Annotated in this window: 14 protein-coding genes; 1 reads left to right on the top strand and 13 read right to left on the bottom strand. The window is 52.8% G+C overall.

The features are described 5' to 3' along the window. Positions 1–9: 9 nt before the first annotated feature. The 8 genes from IEY39_RS16385 to IEY39_RS16350 form a co-directional block, all read right to left on the bottom strand. Positions 10–2,154, bottom strand: coding sequence for a bi-domain-containing oxidoreductase (locus IEY39_RS16385; protein WP_188933450.1), 2,145 nt, complete (start codon positions 2,152–2,154; stop codon positions 10–12). Positions 2,155–2,217: 63 nt separating this feature from the next. Then, positions 2,218–3,843: a right-handed parallel beta-helix repeat-containing protein gene (locus tag IEY39_RS16380; protein ID WP_188933449.1), complete on the bottom strand. Its 1,626-nt coding sequence runs from the start codon at positions 3,841–3,843 to the stop codon at positions 2,218–2,220. A gap of 244 nt (positions 3,844–4,087) precedes the next feature. Further along, positions 4,088–6,031, bottom strand: coding sequence for an asparagine synthase (glutamine-hydrolyzing) (asnB, locus tag IEY39_RS16375; protein ID WP_188933448.1), 1,944 nt, complete (start codon positions 6,029–6,031; stop codon positions 4,088–4,090). Positions 6,032–6,048: 17 nt separating this feature from the next. Next, positions 6,049–7,155 carry a glycosyltransferase family 4 protein gene (locus IEY39_RS16370; RefSeq protein ID WP_188933447.1) on the bottom strand — a complete coding sequence of 369 codons (1,107 nt, stop codon included), beginning with the start codon at positions 7,153–7,155 and terminating at the stop codon, positions 6,049–6,051. A gap of 43 nt (positions 7,156–7,198) precedes the next feature. Then, the gene (locus IEY39_RS16365) at positions 7,199–8,425 is read right to left on the bottom strand and encodes a hypothetical protein (RefSeq protein WP_188933446.1); all 1,227 of its coding nucleotides are present in this window, start codon (positions 8,423–8,425) and stop codon (positions 7,199–7,201) included. A 14-nt stretch (positions 8,426–8,439) separates the two neighbouring features. After that, positions 8,440–9,744 (bottom strand): polysaccharide biosynthesis protein, encoded by a 1,305-nt coding sequence (locus IEY39_RS16360; protein ID WP_188933443.1) that lies wholly within the window; start codon positions 9,742–9,744, stop codon positions 8,440–8,442. Then, the gene (locus IEY39_RS16355; RefSeq protein ID WP_188933441.1) at positions 9,744–10,859 is read right to left on the bottom strand and encodes a hypothetical protein; all 1,116 of its coding nucleotides are present in this window, start codon (positions 10,857–10,859) and stop codon (positions 9,744–9,746) included. Before IEY39_RS16355 ends, IEY39_RS16360 begins: the two co-directional genes overlap by 1 nt. 107 nt (positions 10,860–10,966) lie before the next feature. Further along, on the bottom strand, positions 10,967–12,304 hold the full coding sequence (locus IEY39_RS16350; RefSeq protein WP_188933439.1) for an O-antigen ligase family protein: 1,338 nt from the start codon (positions 12,302–12,304) through the stop codon (positions 10,967–10,969). 121 nt (positions 12,305–12,425) lie between these two features. Here IEY39_RS16350 and IEY39_RS16345 point away from each other — a divergent pair, with 121 nt between their 5' ends. After that, entirely contained in the window at positions 12,426–13,157 is a 732-nt protein-coding gene (locus IEY39_RS16345; RefSeq protein ID WP_188933437.1) for a glycosyltransferase family 2 protein, read from the top strand. Here IEY39_RS16345 and IEY39_RS16340 read toward each other — a convergent pair. From IEY39_RS16340 to IEY39_RS16320, 5 genes are read right to left on the bottom strand one after another with little or no spacing between them, the layout of a single operon-like run. After that, entirely contained in the window at positions 13,135–14,229 is a 1,095-nt protein-coding gene (locus IEY39_RS16340) for a glycosyltransferase family 4 protein (protein ID WP_188933435.1), read from the bottom strand. The genes IEY39_RS16345 and IEY39_RS16340 overlap by 23 nt on opposite strands. After that, positions 14,226–15,446: a hypothetical protein gene (locus IEY39_RS16335; protein ID WP_188933433.1), complete on the bottom strand. Its 1,221-nt coding sequence runs from the start codon at positions 15,444–15,446 to the stop codon at positions 14,226–14,228. Before IEY39_RS16335 ends, IEY39_RS16340 begins: the two co-directional genes overlap by 4 nt. Further along, positions 15,443–16,696, bottom strand: coding sequence for a lipopolysaccharide biosynthesis protein (locus tag IEY39_RS16330; RefSeq protein WP_188933430.1), 1,254 nt, complete (start codon positions 16,694–16,696; stop codon positions 15,443–15,445). Before IEY39_RS16330 ends, IEY39_RS16335 begins: the two co-directional genes overlap by 4 nt. Further along, positions 16,693–17,781 (bottom strand): hypothetical protein, encoded by a 1,089-nt coding sequence (locus IEY39_RS16325; RefSeq protein WP_188933428.1) that lies wholly within the window; start codon positions 17,779–17,781, stop codon positions 16,693–16,695. Before IEY39_RS16325 ends, IEY39_RS16330 begins: the two co-directional genes overlap by 4 nt. A gap of 2 nt (positions 17,782–17,783) precedes the next feature. Continuing rightward, entirely contained in the window at positions 17,784–18,968 is a 1,185-nt protein-coding gene (locus tag IEY39_RS16320) for a glycosyltransferase family 9 protein (protein ID WP_188933426.1), read from the bottom strand. Position 18,969: the final 1 nt, after the last annotated feature.

Here is an 18,969-nt window from a genome sequence, read left to right as displayed (position 1 = left end):
TGGCATTGTTTAAAGGGCTTGAGGAAGGCCGCTGCTAAGACTATCGAGTATTTTAAAGGATGTCAGCGTAGTATAGTAGATGGATTCGAAAGGTATCGGGCTATTCCCGCCGGTCTTCGCGGCGTTGAGGAAGGCTTCCACTTCCTGCCGGTGTCCCTTGCCGTCGAGCTTTAGCGTTTTTGCTTTGTTGTTGTGAAAGATCTCCCCGCTTCTGAAATCATTGATAATACCTGCCTTGCCTCCGCCAAACAGCTCTACCCGTTCTTTTGCCAGCGCTTTATCGCCCTCCGCCGCATAGGTGATGGTCCCGATGGACCCGTTTTGGAATCGGATGGTGATGAGAACATTGTCATCATTTTTCACCCGGCTGTTGTCCGAGCCGATGCACTCTGCAAAGACCCTCACCGGCAGCGATCCTGTAAAGAATTGCAGCAGATCGATGAAGTGACACACTTCCCCGATGATCCGGCCGCCGCCCGTATCTGCCTGTTGTGTCCAGTGCTCCTTTGGAATAAAGCCCGCATTCACCCGGTAGTTGATGACCAGCGGGTCGGCTACCCCTTCGAATTCCTTTTTCAGGGCCTGCGCCACCGGTGAGAACCGGCGATTGAAGCCTACCATCAAAAAACCACCGTGCGCTTCATAGAACGAGCGGATATCTTCGAGCCCTTCTTCGGTCATCGCCAACGGCTTCTCGACAAATACCTTTTTTCCTGCTTTCAGACACTCCAGGGCGTAAGATGCATGTGTATCGTGTTGGGTGGCAATAAAAACGGTATCGATACCCGGATCATCGATGATGTCCGAGCTGTCTGTCGACGCTTTTGCAAAGGCGAATTTGGTGGCTACGTTCTTTGCCGTGATCCCTTTGGAAGTGACCACCGTTTGCAAGGTTGCGCCTGCTTGTTTCGCCGGCGGGATCAGGTAGTTCTGTGCAAAACTTCCTGCCCCGATAAAACCGACTTGCAGGGCCGCCCCGGCAGCCTGGCTTTTCATCGGTGTGAAGGTGTGGAACTTCCTGTCGTTTGGGGGATAGTGCAGGAGAATACCGATGTGCGGCTCCTGCACCTTGCCCATGACGATGTCATAGGCCGTCGCTGCCTCATCTATATCGAAGCGATGGGTGATCAGGGCGTTGAGATCGAGCTTTTTCTGCGACAGCAGCTGTAAGAAAGCTTCCATGTTGCGCTGTTCCGTCCACCGTACATAGCCGTAAGGATAATCCACGCCCTGCTCTTCGTAGTGGACATCGTACCTGCCTGGTCCATAGGAACAGGACATGCGGAGCTCCAGCTCCTTTCGGTAGAAGTGTGGATCACGGGGGATATCCATCTTAACGGCGCCTACTACGACCACCCTTCCCTTCTTCCGGGCGATTTCCGCCGACAGCTCTATGGGGTCGTTGGAAGGCGCCGCGGCCGTAATAATGATGCTGTCGAATCCGTAGCCGTTTGTAAAATGCTCGATGACGTTTTTGAGATCGGCATCATCGCGGGTCAGGGCCTCATCCGCACCCAGTTGGCGGGCCAGCCCCGCCAGCCTGGCGGACATATCGATGCCTAATACGCGGCAGCCATTTGCTTTCAGCAGCTGGCAGGTGATCTGTCCCAGCAGCCCAAGTCCGATGACGCAAACGGACTCACCCAGCTGCGGTTCTGCCTGTCGAACACCCTGCAGGGCGATGGCCCCCAGTGTCGTGAAGCTGGCCTCTTCAAAGGAAACATTGTCGGGTATCCGGGCGACGAGGTTCTGAGGGATGCTGACCATCTCCGCATGGGAGGCATAATCCTGGCCGGCACAAGCGACCCGGTCTCCGGGTTTGAAGCGGCCTTCCGTGTCCATCGAGCCGACGACCACACCGGCTGTGCTGTAACCCAGCGCTTTGAGCGAATCCAGCTTTGTACGTACTTTTTCCAGCGTAGCTTTGAGACCCTCTTTCCGGATGTTTTGCAGCACCTGGGCCACAAGATCGGGACGCTGCCGGGCCTTACCCAGCAGGTTAGCCTTTGCCGTTTTGACCGTACTGCGTTCGGTACCCGCACTGATCAGGGAAAATCGATTTTCTACCAATACCATACCCCCCGAGAGGGCCGGCAATGGCACTTCGTCTACGTACAACTCTCCTGTCTTGAAATTCTGGATAACCTGCTTCATGTATGATAACTTGGCCGCGAAATTAACGAATTAAAGTGCGCGAAACAGGCCTGTCGCCCCAATTTATTCGATATGTACGTATTTGGTGATAACGGTCTTATCGGTATTCAACCGGATAACGATATCCCGTGGCTGGCTCGCCCGCAGGTCGATATTGCTAAAGAGTTTATAGCCCGGATCGGGAACATTTCTTATTGCCAGTTCTTTTCCGGCGCCGTCCACTACCTCCAGGCGAAGGGGCCGGATGTCCAACCCGACGAGCCCGACGTGAAAGACCCATTTATCTTTCGTCGGGTAGATAACCACGTGACGTGCCGGGTCGTCCGGGGGCTCCCCGGACCCGGCATTTGCCGTCCCGCAGGGGAAGGCGCCATATCCACAGGCGGGAGACTGGCTGGAAAGCAGAAAGTTCTGCCCGGCTGGGTTGACAAACTGCGGATTTGCTATCACAGGAGCTCTGTCGCCTCTTTCCGTGAAGCCATCGTAATACAGATTGTCCGCATAATAGGCGAGCGATGCGGTATCGACATTGGACAGGGCATAGACAGCAGCACCCGCACCGTGGTAGAAGATGTTCCTGGTGATGAAGACCTGGCGGGGACTGCCGGTCTCGTTTTCAAAGACAATGCCGCGCTTATTATTGATAAAACTGTTGTTTTCGATCAACAGGTACTCCAACAAGGTGTTCTGCAGGGTCTGTCTTCCCGGGATAAGTCCGGTCGTCTGGCAGTCATAGATCAGGTTGTTCCGTAATACCGTATTGCCGCATTCCCAGATCATGAGCCCCTGGGAGCTGGAAACGCCATCGAAAGGGGCCACATCGTACACCGTGTTGTATTCATAAAGGCTATTCTTCCCATATCGGTTGGCCAGGATATTATACCCGGAGAAATGATGGATGATGTTGCCTCTCACCGTACTGTTGCCGAATTTCATTTCCATGCATTCCTGGCCGCCAAAGAAAGTATTGTCTTCCAGCAGGACGGCGTTGAATACCTTGCAGGCAGCGTTATAGCCGTATTCCCTATAGGGCCCGTTGATGAAGAGGTTCTTCCTGATCACTGTTCCCGTGAACCTTCCCTTGTCGTTTTCCAGGCCTACCGCAATACAAGTGGAGCTTTTCACCGAATTATGGGGCTCGCCCCTTAAACCCCAATTGTCGAAGACGCAGGATTCGATGGTATTGCAGTCCGCCACCGTATTGATGAATATGCTTCCAGTAAACAAGCGGCCGAGCATGACGATCACGTCTCCGTTGACTGTTGTCCGGAAGTTGCGGAAAACACAATTTCGTACGATGTTACGCTTTCCGCTGAGGCACAATGTCCCGGGGTCGGACATGCGGATACCCGGATCCTTATCGGCATCCCAGGTGAGCCCGTCGATGACATTGTTATCTCCGCAAAACTGCATGGGGTCGGTGATCCGAGGCTGGTCGCCTGGGCTCTTGCTTCGGATGATGATGTGGCTCCGGGTGATACAGGTCCCCTGGCCGGCTGGATATTGCCCTGTCGCAAGCAGGAATTCGTTCTTTTGTGGGTGAGTCCCGATAAAATCGGCAATATCTCTTCCCGGTGGAATAAGGATAGCACTCAGGTTGTTACCGCTTACATAGAAGGAAGTTACGTGTTTGGTGCAGTCCTGCATCGCAGGCAGGATTGCACAAAGTAGCCAGACAAAGCGTTTCATGACGACAGGGTGTTTAGCGTTTGGGGGTCAGGGCACGATCTGTCGTAAGGAGATGATCAGTTTGGCGAGGGTACCATCTGGCTAGATAAGGGGAGGATTTGGCTATAAAAGCAGTATATTAAGATAATATTTTTCTTTAATATTTCATAGTAAACCATCGGTTATTTTTTTGCGATCTCGCGGTGTCGGCAAACCGGGGATCTGCCATCACCGGGGTCTCGTCGCCTTTTTCCCACAGGCCCGTCTATGCCTGCTCATAGACTGCGGCGGGCCCAGCAGGGACCGCGGGCTCATCGGCGTACCGGCGCAACCACAGCTCGACGGTGATGAGCTGGTAGAGTCGATAGGCATGATCGGCGATTCCCTTCCGGTCTTCGTCGATGAGCTTCTTCACATAGCCGTAGTTGAAAAGATTTCTGGCAGTTACCTGGCGTTCGGACAGCAACTCGTCGATCAGGGGCTTCAGATCATTGCTGATCCAAGAGCGGATGGGCGCCCCAAAGGATGCTTTCGGCCGGTAAATGATCGAATGCGGCAAATACTTTTCCGCTACTTTCTTCAGGATGTACTTTTGCTGTTTCTTTTTGTATTTCAGGCCACCGGAGATGTGTAAGGCCGTCTGCACCACCTCCCTGTCAATAAAGGGTACTCTTACTTCCACCGATGCTGCCATGGAAGCCCTGTCCGTATAGGTAAGGTTCAGGCCGACCATGAACAGATGCATATCGGTGTAGCACATCTTGTTTCTCGGCTCATCGTACCCATTTTCGTTGTAGAAATGCTTGTGCTGTTCGCGCAGTTTTCCGAAGTCGGCGCTGACATCTGCCCGGAAAAGCTCTTTCAGCTCATTGGCGTCATAATAGGAATAGCTGCGCATGTATGCTTCTTCGGGGGATAACCCAGCAAACGACAAGAATCGCTTTAGCCAGCGGACGATGCGGATGCCTTTTCCAAAGGCCTTTACCGGCAGAAGGGCGGCTATGGCTTCCAGTGACTTTCTAAGGAAGGCAGGGGTACGCTGATACCGGGTGGCCAGCAAGGTAGCCCGCTGCCGGCGATAGCCAAAGAAGAGCTCATCCGCACCCATGCCGGAGAGCAGTACCTTCACTCCATTCTCCCGGGCCGCCTTGCAGATGAGATAGGTGTTCAGCGCCGCGGGGTCGCCTATCGGCTCGTCCAGCATATACACCATCCTGGGCAGATCGTCAATGATATTGGCTTTGACGACTATCTCATGATGATCGAAATGAAACTGATCGGCCAGCATCCGGGCATACTTTTCATCGGCAGGCATCTTTTCTACCTTCTTGTCTTCTTCCGATGTCCCGATCGTATAGGTGGAAAGATTGACGCCGGTGCGGGCGGCCATCACCGAGATAAGCGAGGAGTCAAGGCCTCCGCTGAGGAAACTGCTCACCGGCACATCCGCGATCATATGCCGCCTGATCGAGGCTTCCATGCAGTCCGTAAGTGTCTCGATGGTCGCTTTTTCGTCGGTGTGAACGACACGGGTCTCGGGGCGCCAGTATTCTTTTATCCGTGGCTGTAGGGAAGGATTGGAGAGGTCCAGCTGCATGTAGTGGGCCGGTGGCAGCTTAAAGCAGCCTTCAAACATCGTTTCATTCCCGGGCACCCATAGATACGTCATTGCCCCGACCAGCGTCACCCGATTGATCGTCCGGTTGAATCCCGGGATATTCACCAGCGCCTTCAGCTCGGAAGCAAAGGCCAGCCGGTTGTCTATAAAAGTATAGAACAAGGGTTTGATCCCAAAATGGTCCCTTGCCAGGAAAAGCGTCTTTGCCGTTGGATCATAGACGGCGAACGAGAACATCCCGATGAGATCGGCCAGGCATTCCTCTCTTTTCAGCCGGTACCATTCCAGCAGAACTTCTGTGTCCGAATCCGTGCGAAATTCAAGGGATGCATCGATTTCCAGCAGGCGTGCCCGCAGCTCTTTATAGTTATATATCTCCCCGTTGAAGACCATCACCAGCCCGTTTTTGATAAAAGGCTGGTCACTCCGGTGGTCCAGATCGATAATGGACAGGCGCAGATGGGCGAAAGTGACATTGTCCTCCGTCCATGATTGCCGGCTATCCGGCCCCCTGTGCGCCTCGGCGTCCATGGCCATCCGGGCGAGTTTGTCCGCCTCCTGAAAATTGATAAATCCTGCAATGCCGCACATAGATGATGGAGTTCGTTTTATGGTTCCTGCGGGCAGATGTGCTGAAACACCTGCAGCATATTCCGTTCAAAAGTAGAAACGGTAAACCTTTCCAAAAATTTTCTTCTGGCGGCCTCGCCCAGCGATCTTCTTTCTTCCGGGTGATCCAGCAGGTATTCGATCTGTCGCGCAAGGGCCGTAATATCCCTGCTGGGGAACAGCCGCCCATCCACTCCTTCCGCTATCATATCGGGGATCCCGCCTTCATACGTGCTGATGACAGGCAGACCGAATTTCATGGCTTCCAGTATCGACAGGGGAAACGCCTCATTCTCGTAGTAGGTCGGCAGGACGAAGATATCGGCTTTCTCCAACAGTTCGACCTTGTCGCCATCATACTTGGGTCCGCAAACCCTGACCCTGTCTGCCAGACCCTTTTCCCTTACATAGTTCTCCAGGAATTCCAGGCTGATGTCAAAAGGTTTTCCTGCCAGGGTGACGCCGAAATGGTTATGCGTACGGGAAACCAGCTCCAGGGCGTCCACAAGGTCGATCACTCCCTTGGTACGGACATAATTGGAAAGATAAAGGATCTCGATCTTTTTTTGACCATCGGATGCGACCCTTGGGGCTACCGGCCCCTCCGGGAATCCATAATTGACGACAAAAGAGCTTTTATAGGAGAGACCGGCGGCATCCGAACGAAGTCCTTCGGAAAGGAAGATGACATGGCAGTTCTTAAAGATGCTTTTGCTAAGCCGCCTGAACAGGCGGCTATTTTCCCCGCTGCGGCGCAGACCCTTCCCGTGCAGATGGAAGACCAGCTCTGGCCCAAAAAGCCTGATGATCTGAACGAAGACGACATCCCTGTAGAAGGCGAATCCCGAAGGCGCCAGACTCAGATAGACGATATGTGGCCGGAATACGAACAGATTTCGGACAATGCTGACCAGCGTGCGGGCTACCCCAGGCAGCTTGGCCACCGAGAACTTGCCGATATCTTCTATCTTCCCGGCTGCGCCGATATCGATATGCCTGCTTTCGAAATGCTCCGCAATAAGGTCGCTGCTGATCAATATCTTATTCGCGATCGACGCCCCATGTACGGGAGGAGGCACCTGCGCCAAAAATAATATCCTCTTCATGGAAGCGCAAAGATGCTATTTTCCCGCTAATTTCTACCATTTTTTACGTGGTCGCCCGCTTGTCCTGAACCTTCAAAGCGTAAGCAGTGGTCAGGAAAACAAGCCAGAAAAAGGTAGCCGAATGGGGTAGTTCGAGTATGACGTTGAACATGACCCAGACAAAACAGCCGGGAAGGGCATAAACGAGGAAGGTGACCGAATCATCCGCCGGACGTGAGCGCATCAAAACCTGAACGAAGAACCGCCGCAATGGAATAAGCAGCAGCAGCACCGGCAACAGGCCCACATGAAAACACATGGTGAGCAGCGAATTATGCGGCGGGGACAGGTAGCGTGCCATGGGATACAGCTCGTCGATCATGATAGGAGAATGAAGCGCATCGTTGAGGTATAAAGCAAAGTCATAGGTCATAAAGGGCCTGCCAAAACCGTTGCCCAGGATCATATAGTGATCAACTATGACATTGTGCAGCACATGGTTCCAGTATAACAGTCGCCAACTGGCATTCACATCCCTGAACTCCGGCAGGAAATCCAGCACCAGCACGGCGCCCAGGCAAAACCCGAGCGCGATGAATCGCTGCATGGGCTTGATCATGATGAATAAATGCACAAGGATGATGACGAAGACGGCAAGAAAAGCCGAAGAGTGCCCGGTGGTGGTGGAAAGGAAGAGGACAAGGATGAGTTTGATCCACCGGAGGTAGACATTCTTTTCGTAGGTGGCGACCATGGCGCCGTAGGTGATGATGCCAAACACGGCCAGAGGGGAGTAATAATTATAATCGCCTTCCCCAAATAGCTCGAAATTGGGGACGAATAGTTTCCCATATATCAACAGTCCGCACTGTAACACAACGGAGAGGACGGATATGAGCTTGATCAGCGCTATGGGCTTCCACAGATCGCTGCTGGTCATTACGACAGCATTGAATGTCACGAATGTGCACCCCAGGTAAAGGAACAGATTGAATTGCCGGAAGGCCATCAGCACTATCGGCCCCGGCAAATGAAAGAAAAGAAGGGAGACCACCAGGTAGAACACGGCTATCGCCAGCAGCAGCCAGATGGAATTGAACCGGGATACCAGCTTTCCCCGATTTATCGCCAGCAACGTAATGAGCAGCAGCACGGCATCATGCAGATACAACGGGCCGATAACGGGAAATTTCGTGAATCCCTTGCCAAAGAACAGCAGGGCCAGGAAGTACAGCACGATAAGCGTCTCGAGCCGGAAGATGTTTTTTATGGATAAGCTGCTTGCTCGCATTGATTTGAATTTCTTTACAGGCGGAGCCTTTTATGGAAGACCAGCAGGAATGCCCCTCCCATGAGGCCCATCCCGGCGAAAAAGGGGAGCAAGGAATCGCCCCAACAAACTCTGACACCCAGGGGTATCGCCGCCAGCAGAATGTATTTCAACCAGATCTTCGATCTCAGGATGAGGTCCTTCTTACTGCGGAAGAGGCCCACAAGGCCCAGCATGCTTATCAACTCTCCTACCAGGATGGCGATAAATACACTTGCCGCAGAAGGTAAGAAAAAGGAAAGAATTATACAAACTGCAATGGAAGCAAGGGTTGCGATACCGGTGATCACGGAGTAGGGGCGGTCTCTTTTCTCCAGAATGGCCCTGTTGACATAGCTGATCAGCACCGAGGCGGCAAGGCCTGCGAGCGCCAGGATGATCAGCATCCGCTTGTCGAACTCCAGGGCCTTGCTCAGAAAAAGCTTTATGAACGAATTAGGGTAGAACAGCACGCCTGCCAGGAAGAGGAACCCGGCAAAACCGGCAAGCCTGTCCACCTGCAATTGTACCTCCGTACTGACCATTTCCTTTATAAAGGACTGGCTGATGATCCTTAAAACACCTTTGAAGATCATGTATACCTTGCAGCCGACGTAGGCGGCAGCTGCAACCCGGTCGTCGTAGAAGTATACGACGATGGGAATAAGACCGAGCCCGATGAAATAATAGGAGAGACTTGCAATCCCCAGGCCAAGGCTCAGCCAGTACAAATGCAGGCTTTTCCAGGAGGGTCGCCGCCAATAGGGCCGGCCCAGGAACCTGGCAATAAAAAGCCCCGACCCAAGGTAGACGAGTACCGAACTAAAGAGAAATATCTCTACCGTATAGGCAGAGTGCATGGCTGCTGCGATGAGTACGAATATGTAGGGGATCAACACTCTTGCGAAGGCGAGGCATGCCGCGAGCACGGGATAAGACCTTCCATACAACGCATAATCGGCGTTGAGCGCGAAGATGGGTGCAAAAAGGAAGATGCGGTAATCGTGATTGTAAATGCTCCATGCCGCGGCGGGGATCAGACAGAGCGAAAGGGTCATCCGGGCCGTCTGCGCTTTGTCCACCTCCAGCTGCCAATCCTTGGTGATGGCGATATCCCTCACCGATGACATCAACAACCCCAGTCCTATCAGGTTAATGATCAGATTCAACAACGAATCTATATCGCCGAGAGCAGTAAGCCGGCCGGCATCCATGGACCCTGCCAGGTACTTCAGAGCAATCAAGGTGGTCAACTGGGCAGAACCCGTGAACAGCGCGACAAGAGAAAGCCTTTTAAGCATTATATCCCTTTGGCAGTGCTTCTACGCTTTTCCAATTCGCCCAGTTTCAAATAGCCTTCGAACAGGAGCAACAAGACGATCGTTCCCAGCAGGCACCACACCGAATACTGGAGGAAAGACTCCCTGAAGGGGGCAATAGGCGTACCCACCGCGTTGAAATCGGAGTAGACCTGCAGAATATCCCGATGTTCCTCCACATGTTGCCGGGTATTGGTCAGCGATCTTCTCAGGTCTTTTTCTTTATCGAACAGCTCTACTACCGGGCTGTGGGTCGGCTGAGTGGAGATGGCCAGGGTCGAAACATCCGCCCCCCGGTCGCCAGAGCCTATCTTCCTGTTGTAGGCCTTCATAAGGGTATCCGCGTTGGAAAGCGAACCGAGGATGAGATTCGCCTGCTCTTGCACCAACGAATCTTCCGCTTGTCTTCTCGCTAGCAGTGATGGGGTACTGGTTACGGTTTCGATCAGCCCTGCACTCACGTGCGTAAAGACGTCGGGCGACAGGCTATATAAGGTGATCGTCTGTAAAGGAAAGTCGGTATTCTTCAGCTTTTTCTTGAAATCAGCATATTTTATCAGCTTCTGCCACGAAGTGTCCCGTAGCATGGCGCCGGCTTCGGTGCTCGGGGATTCGAAGCTCCTGTCAAGATCGAAGAAGGTGCTCTTGTACAGCTCGGCTGCCTGCAGCTCATCGTCTACCGGGTCGATCGCGAATGTGCGAAGTTTGCCGGCCTCGGGTTCCGACAGATGAAAAATGTCTGCCAGTTTCTTGGTATCGCCCAGCTTGATCAGGGAATTGAAGTAGTCGATCTTATTGTACAGCTCAGGAGCGCTCCCGAAGTTGGCTCTGACCGTCATGGTCGAATAGTACTGATTGCCTTTCGTCATATAGTTGTACAGTCCGGGCACCAGGCTCAGTAACAGGCCGACCAGTACCAGCAGGATCCTTCTCTTGAGGAATAACAGGAAAAGGATGACGCCTTCGAAGAGCCAATTAAAAAATGATCTCAGACCAGCGCCTATGCTATGCATCACTTTCGTAAAGACAGTGAAAAGCAGGCCCAGGTCGACTTCCTTTTCTTCCCCGGAAACAGGTTGTTTAGGTTGATTTTCCATACGTGTTGAATGGATAGATTGAATTAAATTTTTACAAATATTTGCGTCGCAAAATAGTGTTTAGTCCCGAATTATCGTGAACTCGTCATGCAAATTGTTTGTTATCATTAATTTATGGCGATTTTAGCACTATCCTTCGGCTCCGGCACAGCTTTTCGGGGCATATTGACAACCAACAACGGGAAAAAGCAGAACAGGAAAACACCTTGCTGCAGGGTCAGCGGCGCCTCCACGAGAAACCAGATGGCAATGGTCAGCATGACGAACCAGGCCTCTCTTACCCCCGATCGTCTGGCATAGGCAAACAACAGTGCAAAGATAGCCACCAGGGAGGCCAGACCCACTAACCCCGATTGCACGAGCGTCTCTATATATTGGTTGTGGAAATTAAAACCGAGGTAGCCGCGATTATGCCTGTTGGGGCCTTCGGCAGGGTCCCCGACGTACATATGTGCATCGATGTACTTCTGATCCAGTAGGTTCTGGCAGTCACCGGGACTCACGCCAAAGACCCAGCCATTCTTCGCATTCAGGATCTCGATCGCATAACGCCATTGCAGGAGGCGGGAGTCCCAGGAACTAAAATGCGTAGTGGAATCGAATTGCTTTTGCTTTAAAACAGTAATCTGCCCCTCTTTTATCTCACCGAATCGCCAACTGATGAAATTATTGGAAGAGCCAAACACGCCAACCATAATAAGGATCAGCGATCCGACGATCAGCAAGGCCAGCTTTCGCTTTCGGTAGGAAAATCTGCGAAAGATGATGTTGATGATGATGAGTGGCGTTATCACCATCATAAGCCTGGAAGACAGCATGACCATCATACCAAGGAAGAAAACGAACAGTGCATAGCGCAGCACCTTCCTCCCCCATTTCGGCAGGAAATCGATGGCCGGCTCGCCATAGCGGGACAAGAGGAAGACGATGCCGAACAAAACGTATACGGAGAAGAACACGGCATTATAAGAGATAGGAGCCGTGAGGGCATGATAGAATAAATCGTAAGGATCCTTGCTCGTCTGGTAATGGCGCCAGGCAATGAAAAGGCAATACAGGGAAGACGCCAGCAACAGCAGGGAATAGATAGTGATCAACCGCCTGTAGCTCTTGTTATCGGCAAATGTTCCGGCGCAGAATACGAAGGAAATGGCGACCATGGTAGCTTCTTTTGACACAATCTTCCCTTGCGTAACCATGTCATGGGTATGGAGAAACCCGGCCGCATCGATCAGGAAAAATATAAAGAACGCCAGGAAGATGCGGTTGGCGAAGGCTGTTCTTATATTGGTAAGAGGATTGCCGTAAAACAGGCGGCAGGCCAGCAGCAGGATGATCGACCAGCTGTTTGGGTTGAACCAACCGAAGAGAGTGGTAAAAAGCACAGCAACAATCGCCAGGAAATTGAATCTATTTTGAAGGAAGACTGGTGATCCGTTGCTCATAGTCCTTGTTCTGGGTATTTATATTCGCCACAGGCGGTTTAGGCGGCCAAAATTATGTCTTTTTGGGTAGTTTTGGACGATCTTTGCCGCGAGGGTAGAACGTTAAAGTTTTCCAAATAGTATGAGCCCGGCACCGCTGGTTTCCATTATTACGGTCGTTTACAACGGTGAGCGGCATATAGCCGATACTGTACGCAGCGTGGCGGAACAGACCTATCGCAACATAGAATATATCATCATCGACGGTGGCTCTACGGATAGCACGCTTGCTGTCATCCGGCAATTTGGATCCGCTGTCACGACGGTGATCAGTGAAAAGGACAAGGGGATCAGTGACGCCTTTAACAAGGGGGTCCTGAGGGCCCGGGGCGCCATCGTCGGGATGATCAATGCGGATGACTGGTACGCGCCGGATGCGGTTGAAAGAGCGGTCCGCGCCATCGAGGGGTACGATGTTGCCTATGGGGATCTTCAGCTGTGGCACAAAGATCGGGCAGGCGGCATCGTTAAGGGGGATCACCGTCGTCTCGGCAGGGAGATGTCCATCAATCACCCGACGGTGTTCGTCCGGCGGGAATGTTATCAGGAGTTTGGGTTGTTCGATGAGCAATACCGATGCGCGATGGACTACGACTTTCTTCTTCGCCTGGCGATGGCCGGCCGGGATTTTGTGCATGTTCCCGGCGTGCTGGCCCATATGCGGTGGGGTGGAGTGAGCGACGTGCAGTGGCGGCTGGCCTGTTTGGAAACGATGCGGATCAAGGATAAATACCTTCCTTCCCGGAAGCTGGCCCACCGGCTATATTATGTCAAACAGGTGATGGCCATTACTATTTCCCGGATGCTGCGCTAAGCACCATTTTGTAGGCTTCGAGGGTCTTGATTGCCGTAATCGGCCAGGTATATTGCGTCATGATCTTCTCCCGCAGCGTCTCCGACGGGCCTTCTTTTGCCGCCTTTTCCAGCGCTTCCCGAATGGAGGCTGGAGATGCCGGGTCGCAGTAACAGGCCTCGGCTGCGAAATATTCCCGCGTATCGCCCTTATCCGTAATGACGATGCTGCAGCCCATCGCCGCGGCTTCCAGCGAACTGAGCCCGGTGGTCTCGAACCAGCTGGGCAGGGCATGCACCCTCGCGCGGCTGTAGTAAAAGGCAAGCTCTTTTTGTGACACCGCATCGATAAAGGTGATTGCGGCTCCTGCGGATTTCCGGCATTCCTCATAGTAGGCCGGCTGGTTGACTGCCGGCGCCCCAATCAGGATAAGCCGGAAGGAAGACCCGTTGACTGCCCTGATGAGGTTGAGCTGATTCTTCATCCCTTCTATCCTTCCCACGCAGAGCACCAGGTCGTCCTCCCTGGCAGGCGGATCGGCCGGCAGCCGGAAAACAGCAGGGTCGATAGCATTCGGAATGACCCGGTAGGGGCAGGTGATTGCCAATCGCCGTTGAAGCCGGCTGTACTCGGCCTCCGAATTCGGCAGCAGCAGCGCGGCCCGTTTCAGGATGCGACGCATCGATCGCCGCTGGCCCAACCATAAATAGGAGAGACTGACGATCTTTTCCCCATTGAACAGCTGCCTGGCGATGACTTTGATATATTCAGCCTGGTACACCGAAAAGAACCGCAGCAACAGTCTTGCCGGCCCTCTTCGCGCGTATTGGTCGGCTTCTGCATAATCCACATAGATGGGAGAAACAACATACGGTTTGGAAGATTGTCGGATATGCTTCAGGATATCGGCCGGCCGGATAATATTAAAAAAATGGAGCAGCTGATAGCCGGAATAATCGATCTCCTCGTCCGTTAGCCGGATGTCCACCTTTACGCCCAATTTCCCGAGATATTCAGCCGTTTTCAGCAGCTGTATCGTATCCCCGCCTCTGTTGGTGTACAAGGAGGCCCTGGCGATGAAAAGTACGTTCATAAGGCAGGTTTTTTATCAAATTCCGGGAACAGCCCTGGGGTGAAAGCCAGTATCCAGATGACATACTCCACTATATTCATAATAAAGCTACCGGAAAACTGGTACACGAAGATAAACAGGAACAAGGCCAGCCGGTAGTAGTTGGAAAAAACCCGCGTCTTGAAAAAGAAATACGTCTCCAGGAATAATTTTATCCCAACGCCAAACAAACCGAGTGTTGCCAGCAGATCGCCGATACTGTTCGGGATAGCCACATCGTGTACGGTAAAATTGTGCGTACGATAGAAATTCCGGAAAACATCGAGGCCAAGCACTTTCACCTGGCCGAAGCCGGCGCCCCAGAGAATGCTCTTTTTGCGGGCTATTTCTACGCTCAGGATAAAAGAATCCCAGGTTCTGCCATTGAAAGAAGTGTCTTGTCCTGCGGCGATATTTTGCAGTCGCCGGAAAAACACATTGTCGGGGAAAAAGAAGAGAAAGAAACCCACCACCGCCACTGCCAATACCCCGCCTGTGATAAAATAGCCCTTGTTTTTGGTGTCGAAGATCAGCGTTTTGGCGTGCACGATCAACAGCAGAAAAAGGGCCAGGGCAATACCCAGTATCACCCCAAAGGAAAGGGACAGGAAAAGTGGTACGAGCACCAGCACGCAATAAACCACCGGGCGGGGCAGCTCGCGTCTTAACACTTTCAGCAGATAGTATATAGCGATCGGCGCAAACAAGAGAGAATAATACGAAGGCTCGTAGGTCAGCATCTTCAACCGCAGCAGGTCTACCGGACCCAGGGACAAGGTATTGGCGTTCCAGAATACTGTTCGCATGGATGGAAGAAATAGAAATCCAAGCGCGACCAGGACCAAGCCGGCATTGATCAGCAGTATTTTTTTATAAATGTCCCGCAAGCTGTGACAAAAGAGAAGATACTGGTGAAAAGCGATGCAGAAGACCAGTACGGTGAAGGAAAGCGCTATCGAATACAGGTAAAATCTTCCGTCTTCGATGCCGTCAGTCGAATGGGCGATGACGAAAGGGATGACCAGCAGGAAATAAACAAGAAAATAGTTGATGTTACGGTAGCGGGCAATCCAGAAAAGCAACACCGGCGCCAGCAGCGTGGTGTAAAGCAGACCCACCGGCAGAAGGAAGCCATTCAAAAAGAAATAGAGAATGGCAGCGGGAAGATATATGTTAAAGCGAAGGGGGATGCTGTTCATCGCCTTTTTTTATAATACCGGACAATCAAATAATAAATAACGAGATAACAGCCATTCGAAACCAGCAGCGTCGTTGCGGCCCCGTAGGCCTTCCACACCGGGATCAGGGTCATGTTCAGCAGCGTGCTGGTCAGGGAAACACCAAGCCCTGACCACAATATTAATGAAGTTCGCTCGAAATAGACAAGATAGTTGCTATACAAAAGCGCCACGCAGATGACGATCTGCCCGGCCAGCAGCAGCGGAAGCAGGTAAACGATCTCCGAATAAGATTTTGGTATTAGGTTCAGCTGCAGGCAGACCATTACCCCGGCCATGATGGCAACGGACAATGCAACGAGTATCCATACCAGGCGGCCGACCAGCTTTCTCGTCTTGCGCAAATTGTTCAGCAGGTCTTTTTCCTTGAAAAATAACGGGAGCCAGACATTCTGCAGGGAAGTGGACAGCAGGGCGATGACGCCGGCACATGCCGTAGCCAGGTAATACACCGACAGAGCGGCATAGCTTACATGTTTTTCGAGGAAGAATTTATCACCGAAATTGATGATGATGCCAAACACGGCGGAGAGCATCACCGGCAAGGCCAGTTTCAGGCATTTCATTATCAGCTGCCAATCGATTACCCTCACCATCTTCCCGATATAGCTGCCATAAAACGCCAGCAGAAGGATGAGCTCAACGGCGCCGATGGCGATAAACCGCAGCTCGATGGGATCACGGGCCCGCAGGAAGTACAATGCAAGGATGCTGATGCTGTTGATGCCAATAACCCGGAAAAGACTGTATTTTTTTATACTGTCTATCTTCTCGGATGTGTAGAAGAAATTACTCAGCATATAGGCGAAAAGCGAGGTCAGGGTCAGCAGCAGGATCCAGGGGCGATACTGGTCGTAGTGTATCGGATTCCTGAACAGGAACCGCACGGCATAATGATCGAGCCCGAAGAAATAAGCCGGCAGGACGAACACTAACAACCCCGCCAGCAGCAGGAGGTTGATGGAATAGATGAGCTTTCCGCGTTGTTGCGGGTCTTGTTCATCATGATAGAGCTTACTTTGTGGAATATAGAGCCCCAGGTTGAGGATGGCGGAAAAGGAATAGGCAATGGAAAGGGTATAGTTGAATATCCCATACTGTTCCTGGGTCATCAGGTGCAGATAGACAGGCAGCAGGACGATCGCGGATGCCTTTACGAGGATGTCGAGCGACAGCACCGTCACCAGCCTATTGATGAACATTCGATTCATGACCGGAAGCTGGAATAAAGGGTCAGAAAATTGAGCACATCGGCCGGGGTCTGTCCATTTACACCGGCCGACAGGCGCTTCATGACGACGCTTCTGCCCCATGCGGGATGAGATCCAAACCACAGCTTCGACAAGACCCGGAAAGCCAGTGTCGTCCCGAACCTGGCTTCATCGATTTGGTAACGCAACAACATCCTGATGACTCCTTCGGGGACATGCCACTGTTTCAGTACCAGGTAGACCTGGGCATACCGTGCAAAATTGTTCTGATAGTGCATGAAGGGAACCTGTTTCTTCCCGGCCAGAATTTTCCCGTCTTCCTTCATTTCAAAATGGAGGTTGGCCTCGCCCTGGTTATCGAACCCGCCAACGTTGAGCGACAGCGGGTTTTCGATAAAAAATAAATCCGATCGATAGATGACCGAGCGGTCGTCCTGCGGAAGCCGCCTGCTGGAGATAAGATACTCCAGCAGATCCTGGTCGTGGCCTATGGGATTCCGGTAAAAGGAATTATTGGCGAGCATCCGGTCGTTAGCCCGACACAGCGCTTTTTCCGCGGCGGCGGCGGCGGAATACCCGGCCGGATCACGATCCAGCTCCCGCAGGTTGGCCTCATAAATGTCGAACCACCCTTGGTCGGAAACCGTCAGCAGTACGGGGCAGCCCTGCAACATAAAGGTTTTACCGGCAGTATCCCGGGCCAGCTCGTCCAGCGAAACATGCAGGAGAATATCGCTGTCCAGGTGCCAGAATTGGGCCGGCTTGTCCGGATGTCCTTCGAACAGTTCGCGGAATGCGAGCCACCGCAGCAGGCAATTGCGCTCGTACCGGCTGTGCTGTGCGTCGATGTTCGGATAGGCGGCGACGATGCTGGCAAACCCCGCGGAATAATCGATTACGGTGAAACCCATCTCCTCCAGCATCCGCAGGTAACCCGCCGAAAGCAATTCGATCCCTTCCAGCAGCACGATATGGAAAGGGATGGAAGAGCCGAACCTTTTCAGGCTCTCGCCAAGCAGCTCGAGCGGCAACTGCCTGCGGAAGGTTGATTCGTCACTGGTACACCAGGCTGCGGTATAAAACATAGTCAGTCAATTTGAAGCTCCCTCCCCTGCACGGGCTGCAACGCCGTCTTTATTACGCGGATAACCTTTTCAGCGGGTATTTCGCTTATCAGGTTCATCGATACTTCGCGCGGGACGAGCAGGCCGACCCTTACTTTTTCCTCCGTAGAGTCGGGATAGATCGCAAAGAAATGCGTTGCCATCTCACGGGGATAAGGGGCAAACCTGCCGTAATGAAAACCACTGAAGAGACCGAACACCGGGCACCCCACTGCCGCAGCCAGGTGGACGGCGCCTGTGTCCACGCTGATGAGACAATGCGCGCCTTTTAGGACGGCAAGCAGCCCGACAAGCGAAGTCCGTCCGGTAAGATCAATTGCCGATCCATCGGCGAGATCAATTGCCGTCCCACTCAATGCGGTAGATAAGGGTTCGGTGTCCTGCCGGTCGGCTGCTGACCCGCAGATCACCGGCGTGAGGCCGTATTGCAGGGACAGATGCCGGGCTACGGCCACAAAATTCTCCGTCGGCCACCGCTTCTTCCTGTTGCCGGCGCCCGGGACTACGACGAAATAGGCCCGGGGCAGGGATATATTAGTAGGGGGCACGCTCGCCGCCAGTCGCGTGGTTACGGGGTCCGGGTTCATGCCCAGGATGCCATAGATGAACCGCGCATTGCGGATAGCGTCGAATACCGTCTCCTCACCCGCATCCTCCAGCCGGTGATAAAGCCGGCGGGGAGTCAGCCTCCGCTCGATCGCCGATGCCGGGAGATCCGTCGTCTTCATGGCAATATTATTCGAAGAGGTGCTGACGGCCACGAGCAGGTCGTCCATCCGGAAGCTGCGGGAATAGATGAGATTTACGGCATCGGAAAACCCTGCCTGCCGCAGTCTTTTTAAAATGGCGAACCGGTAGAACAGATTCCGCCTGAATCGCAGCTTATCCAGCCATATGGCTTCGTCTGCTGCCCGGGCATCGAAGGCTTCGAACAGCTGCCGGAAAGCTATGTTGCCGACAAACGTTATGTGGTGGCTCCCGTAGGCATTCGATCTCCTGAAAGCACCCAGCAGATTCCGGATGAGCATATAGTCGCCTATCTCATCTGTCTTTACCAGCAGCAATCGCCGTGGCTGCTGCCGGGCCGGGATGCATTTCACGGCATAGTAGACGGCCTGGTAGCATAAGAGTTTGAAGAGATCGACCACT

It is taken from the genome of Puia dinghuensis (assembly GCF_014642875.1).
In the GTDB taxonomy this organism is placed as follows: Bacteria; Bacteroidota; Bacteroidia; order Chitinophagales; family Chitinophagaceae; genus Puia; species Puia dinghuensis.
The sequence above is the reverse complement of the archived record's forward strand: the minus strand, read 5'-3'. Positions and strand labels throughout refer to the sequence as shown.

Bases quoted from the DNA above. Each gene is read 5' to 3' on its own strand.
- IEY39_RS16345 (WP_188933437.1), top strand. From the start codon at position 12,426: ATGAGCCCGGCACCGCTGGTTTCCATTATTACGGTCGTTTACAACGGT.
- IEY39_RS16360 (WP_188933443.1), bottom strand. From the start codon at position 9,744: ATGCTTAAAAGGCTTTCTCTTGTCGCGCTGTTCACGGGTTCTGCCCAG.
- IEY39_RS16355 (WP_188933441.1), bottom strand. From the start codon at position 10,859: ATGGAAAATCAACCTAAACAACCTGTTTCCGGGGAAGAAAAGGAAGTC.
- IEY39_RS16330 (WP_188933430.1), bottom strand. From the start codon at position 16,696: ATGAATCGAATGTTCATCAATAGGCTGGTGACGGTGCTGTCGCTCGAC.
- IEY39_RS16385 (WP_188933450.1), bottom strand. From the start codon at position 2,154: ATGAAGCAGGTTATCCAGAATTTCAAGACAGGAGAGTTGTACGTAGAC.
- IEY39_RS16340 (WP_188933435.1), bottom strand. From the start codon at position 14,229: ATGAACGTACTTTTCATCGCCAGGGCCTCCTTGTACACCAACAGAGGC.
- IEY39_RS16335 (WP_188933433.1), bottom strand. From the start codon at position 15,446: ATGAACAGCATCCCCCTTCGCTTTAACATATATCTTCCCGCTGCCATT.
- IEY39_RS16350 (WP_188933439.1), bottom strand. From the start codon at position 12,304: ATGAGCAACGGATCACCAGTCTTCCTTCAAAATAGATTCAATTTCCTG.
- IEY39_RS16365 (WP_188933446.1), bottom strand. From the start codon at position 8,425: ATGCGAGCAAGCAGCTTATCCATAAAAAACATCTTCCGGCTCGAGACG.
- IEY39_RS16380 (WP_188933449.1), bottom strand. From the start codon at position 3,843: ATGAAACGCTTTGTCTGGCTACTTTGTGCAATCCTGCCTGCGATGCAG.
- asnB (WP_188933448.1), bottom strand. From the start codon at position 6,031: ATGTGCGGCATTGCAGGATTTATCAATTTTCAGGAGGCGGACAAACTC.
- IEY39_RS16370 (WP_188933447.1), bottom strand. From the start codon at position 7,155: ATGAAGAGGATATTATTTTTGGCGCAGGTGCCTCCTCCCGTACATGGG.
- IEY39_RS16325 (WP_188933428.1), bottom strand. From the start codon at position 17,781: ATGTTTTATACCGCAGCCTGGTGTACCAGTGACGAATCAACCTTCCGC.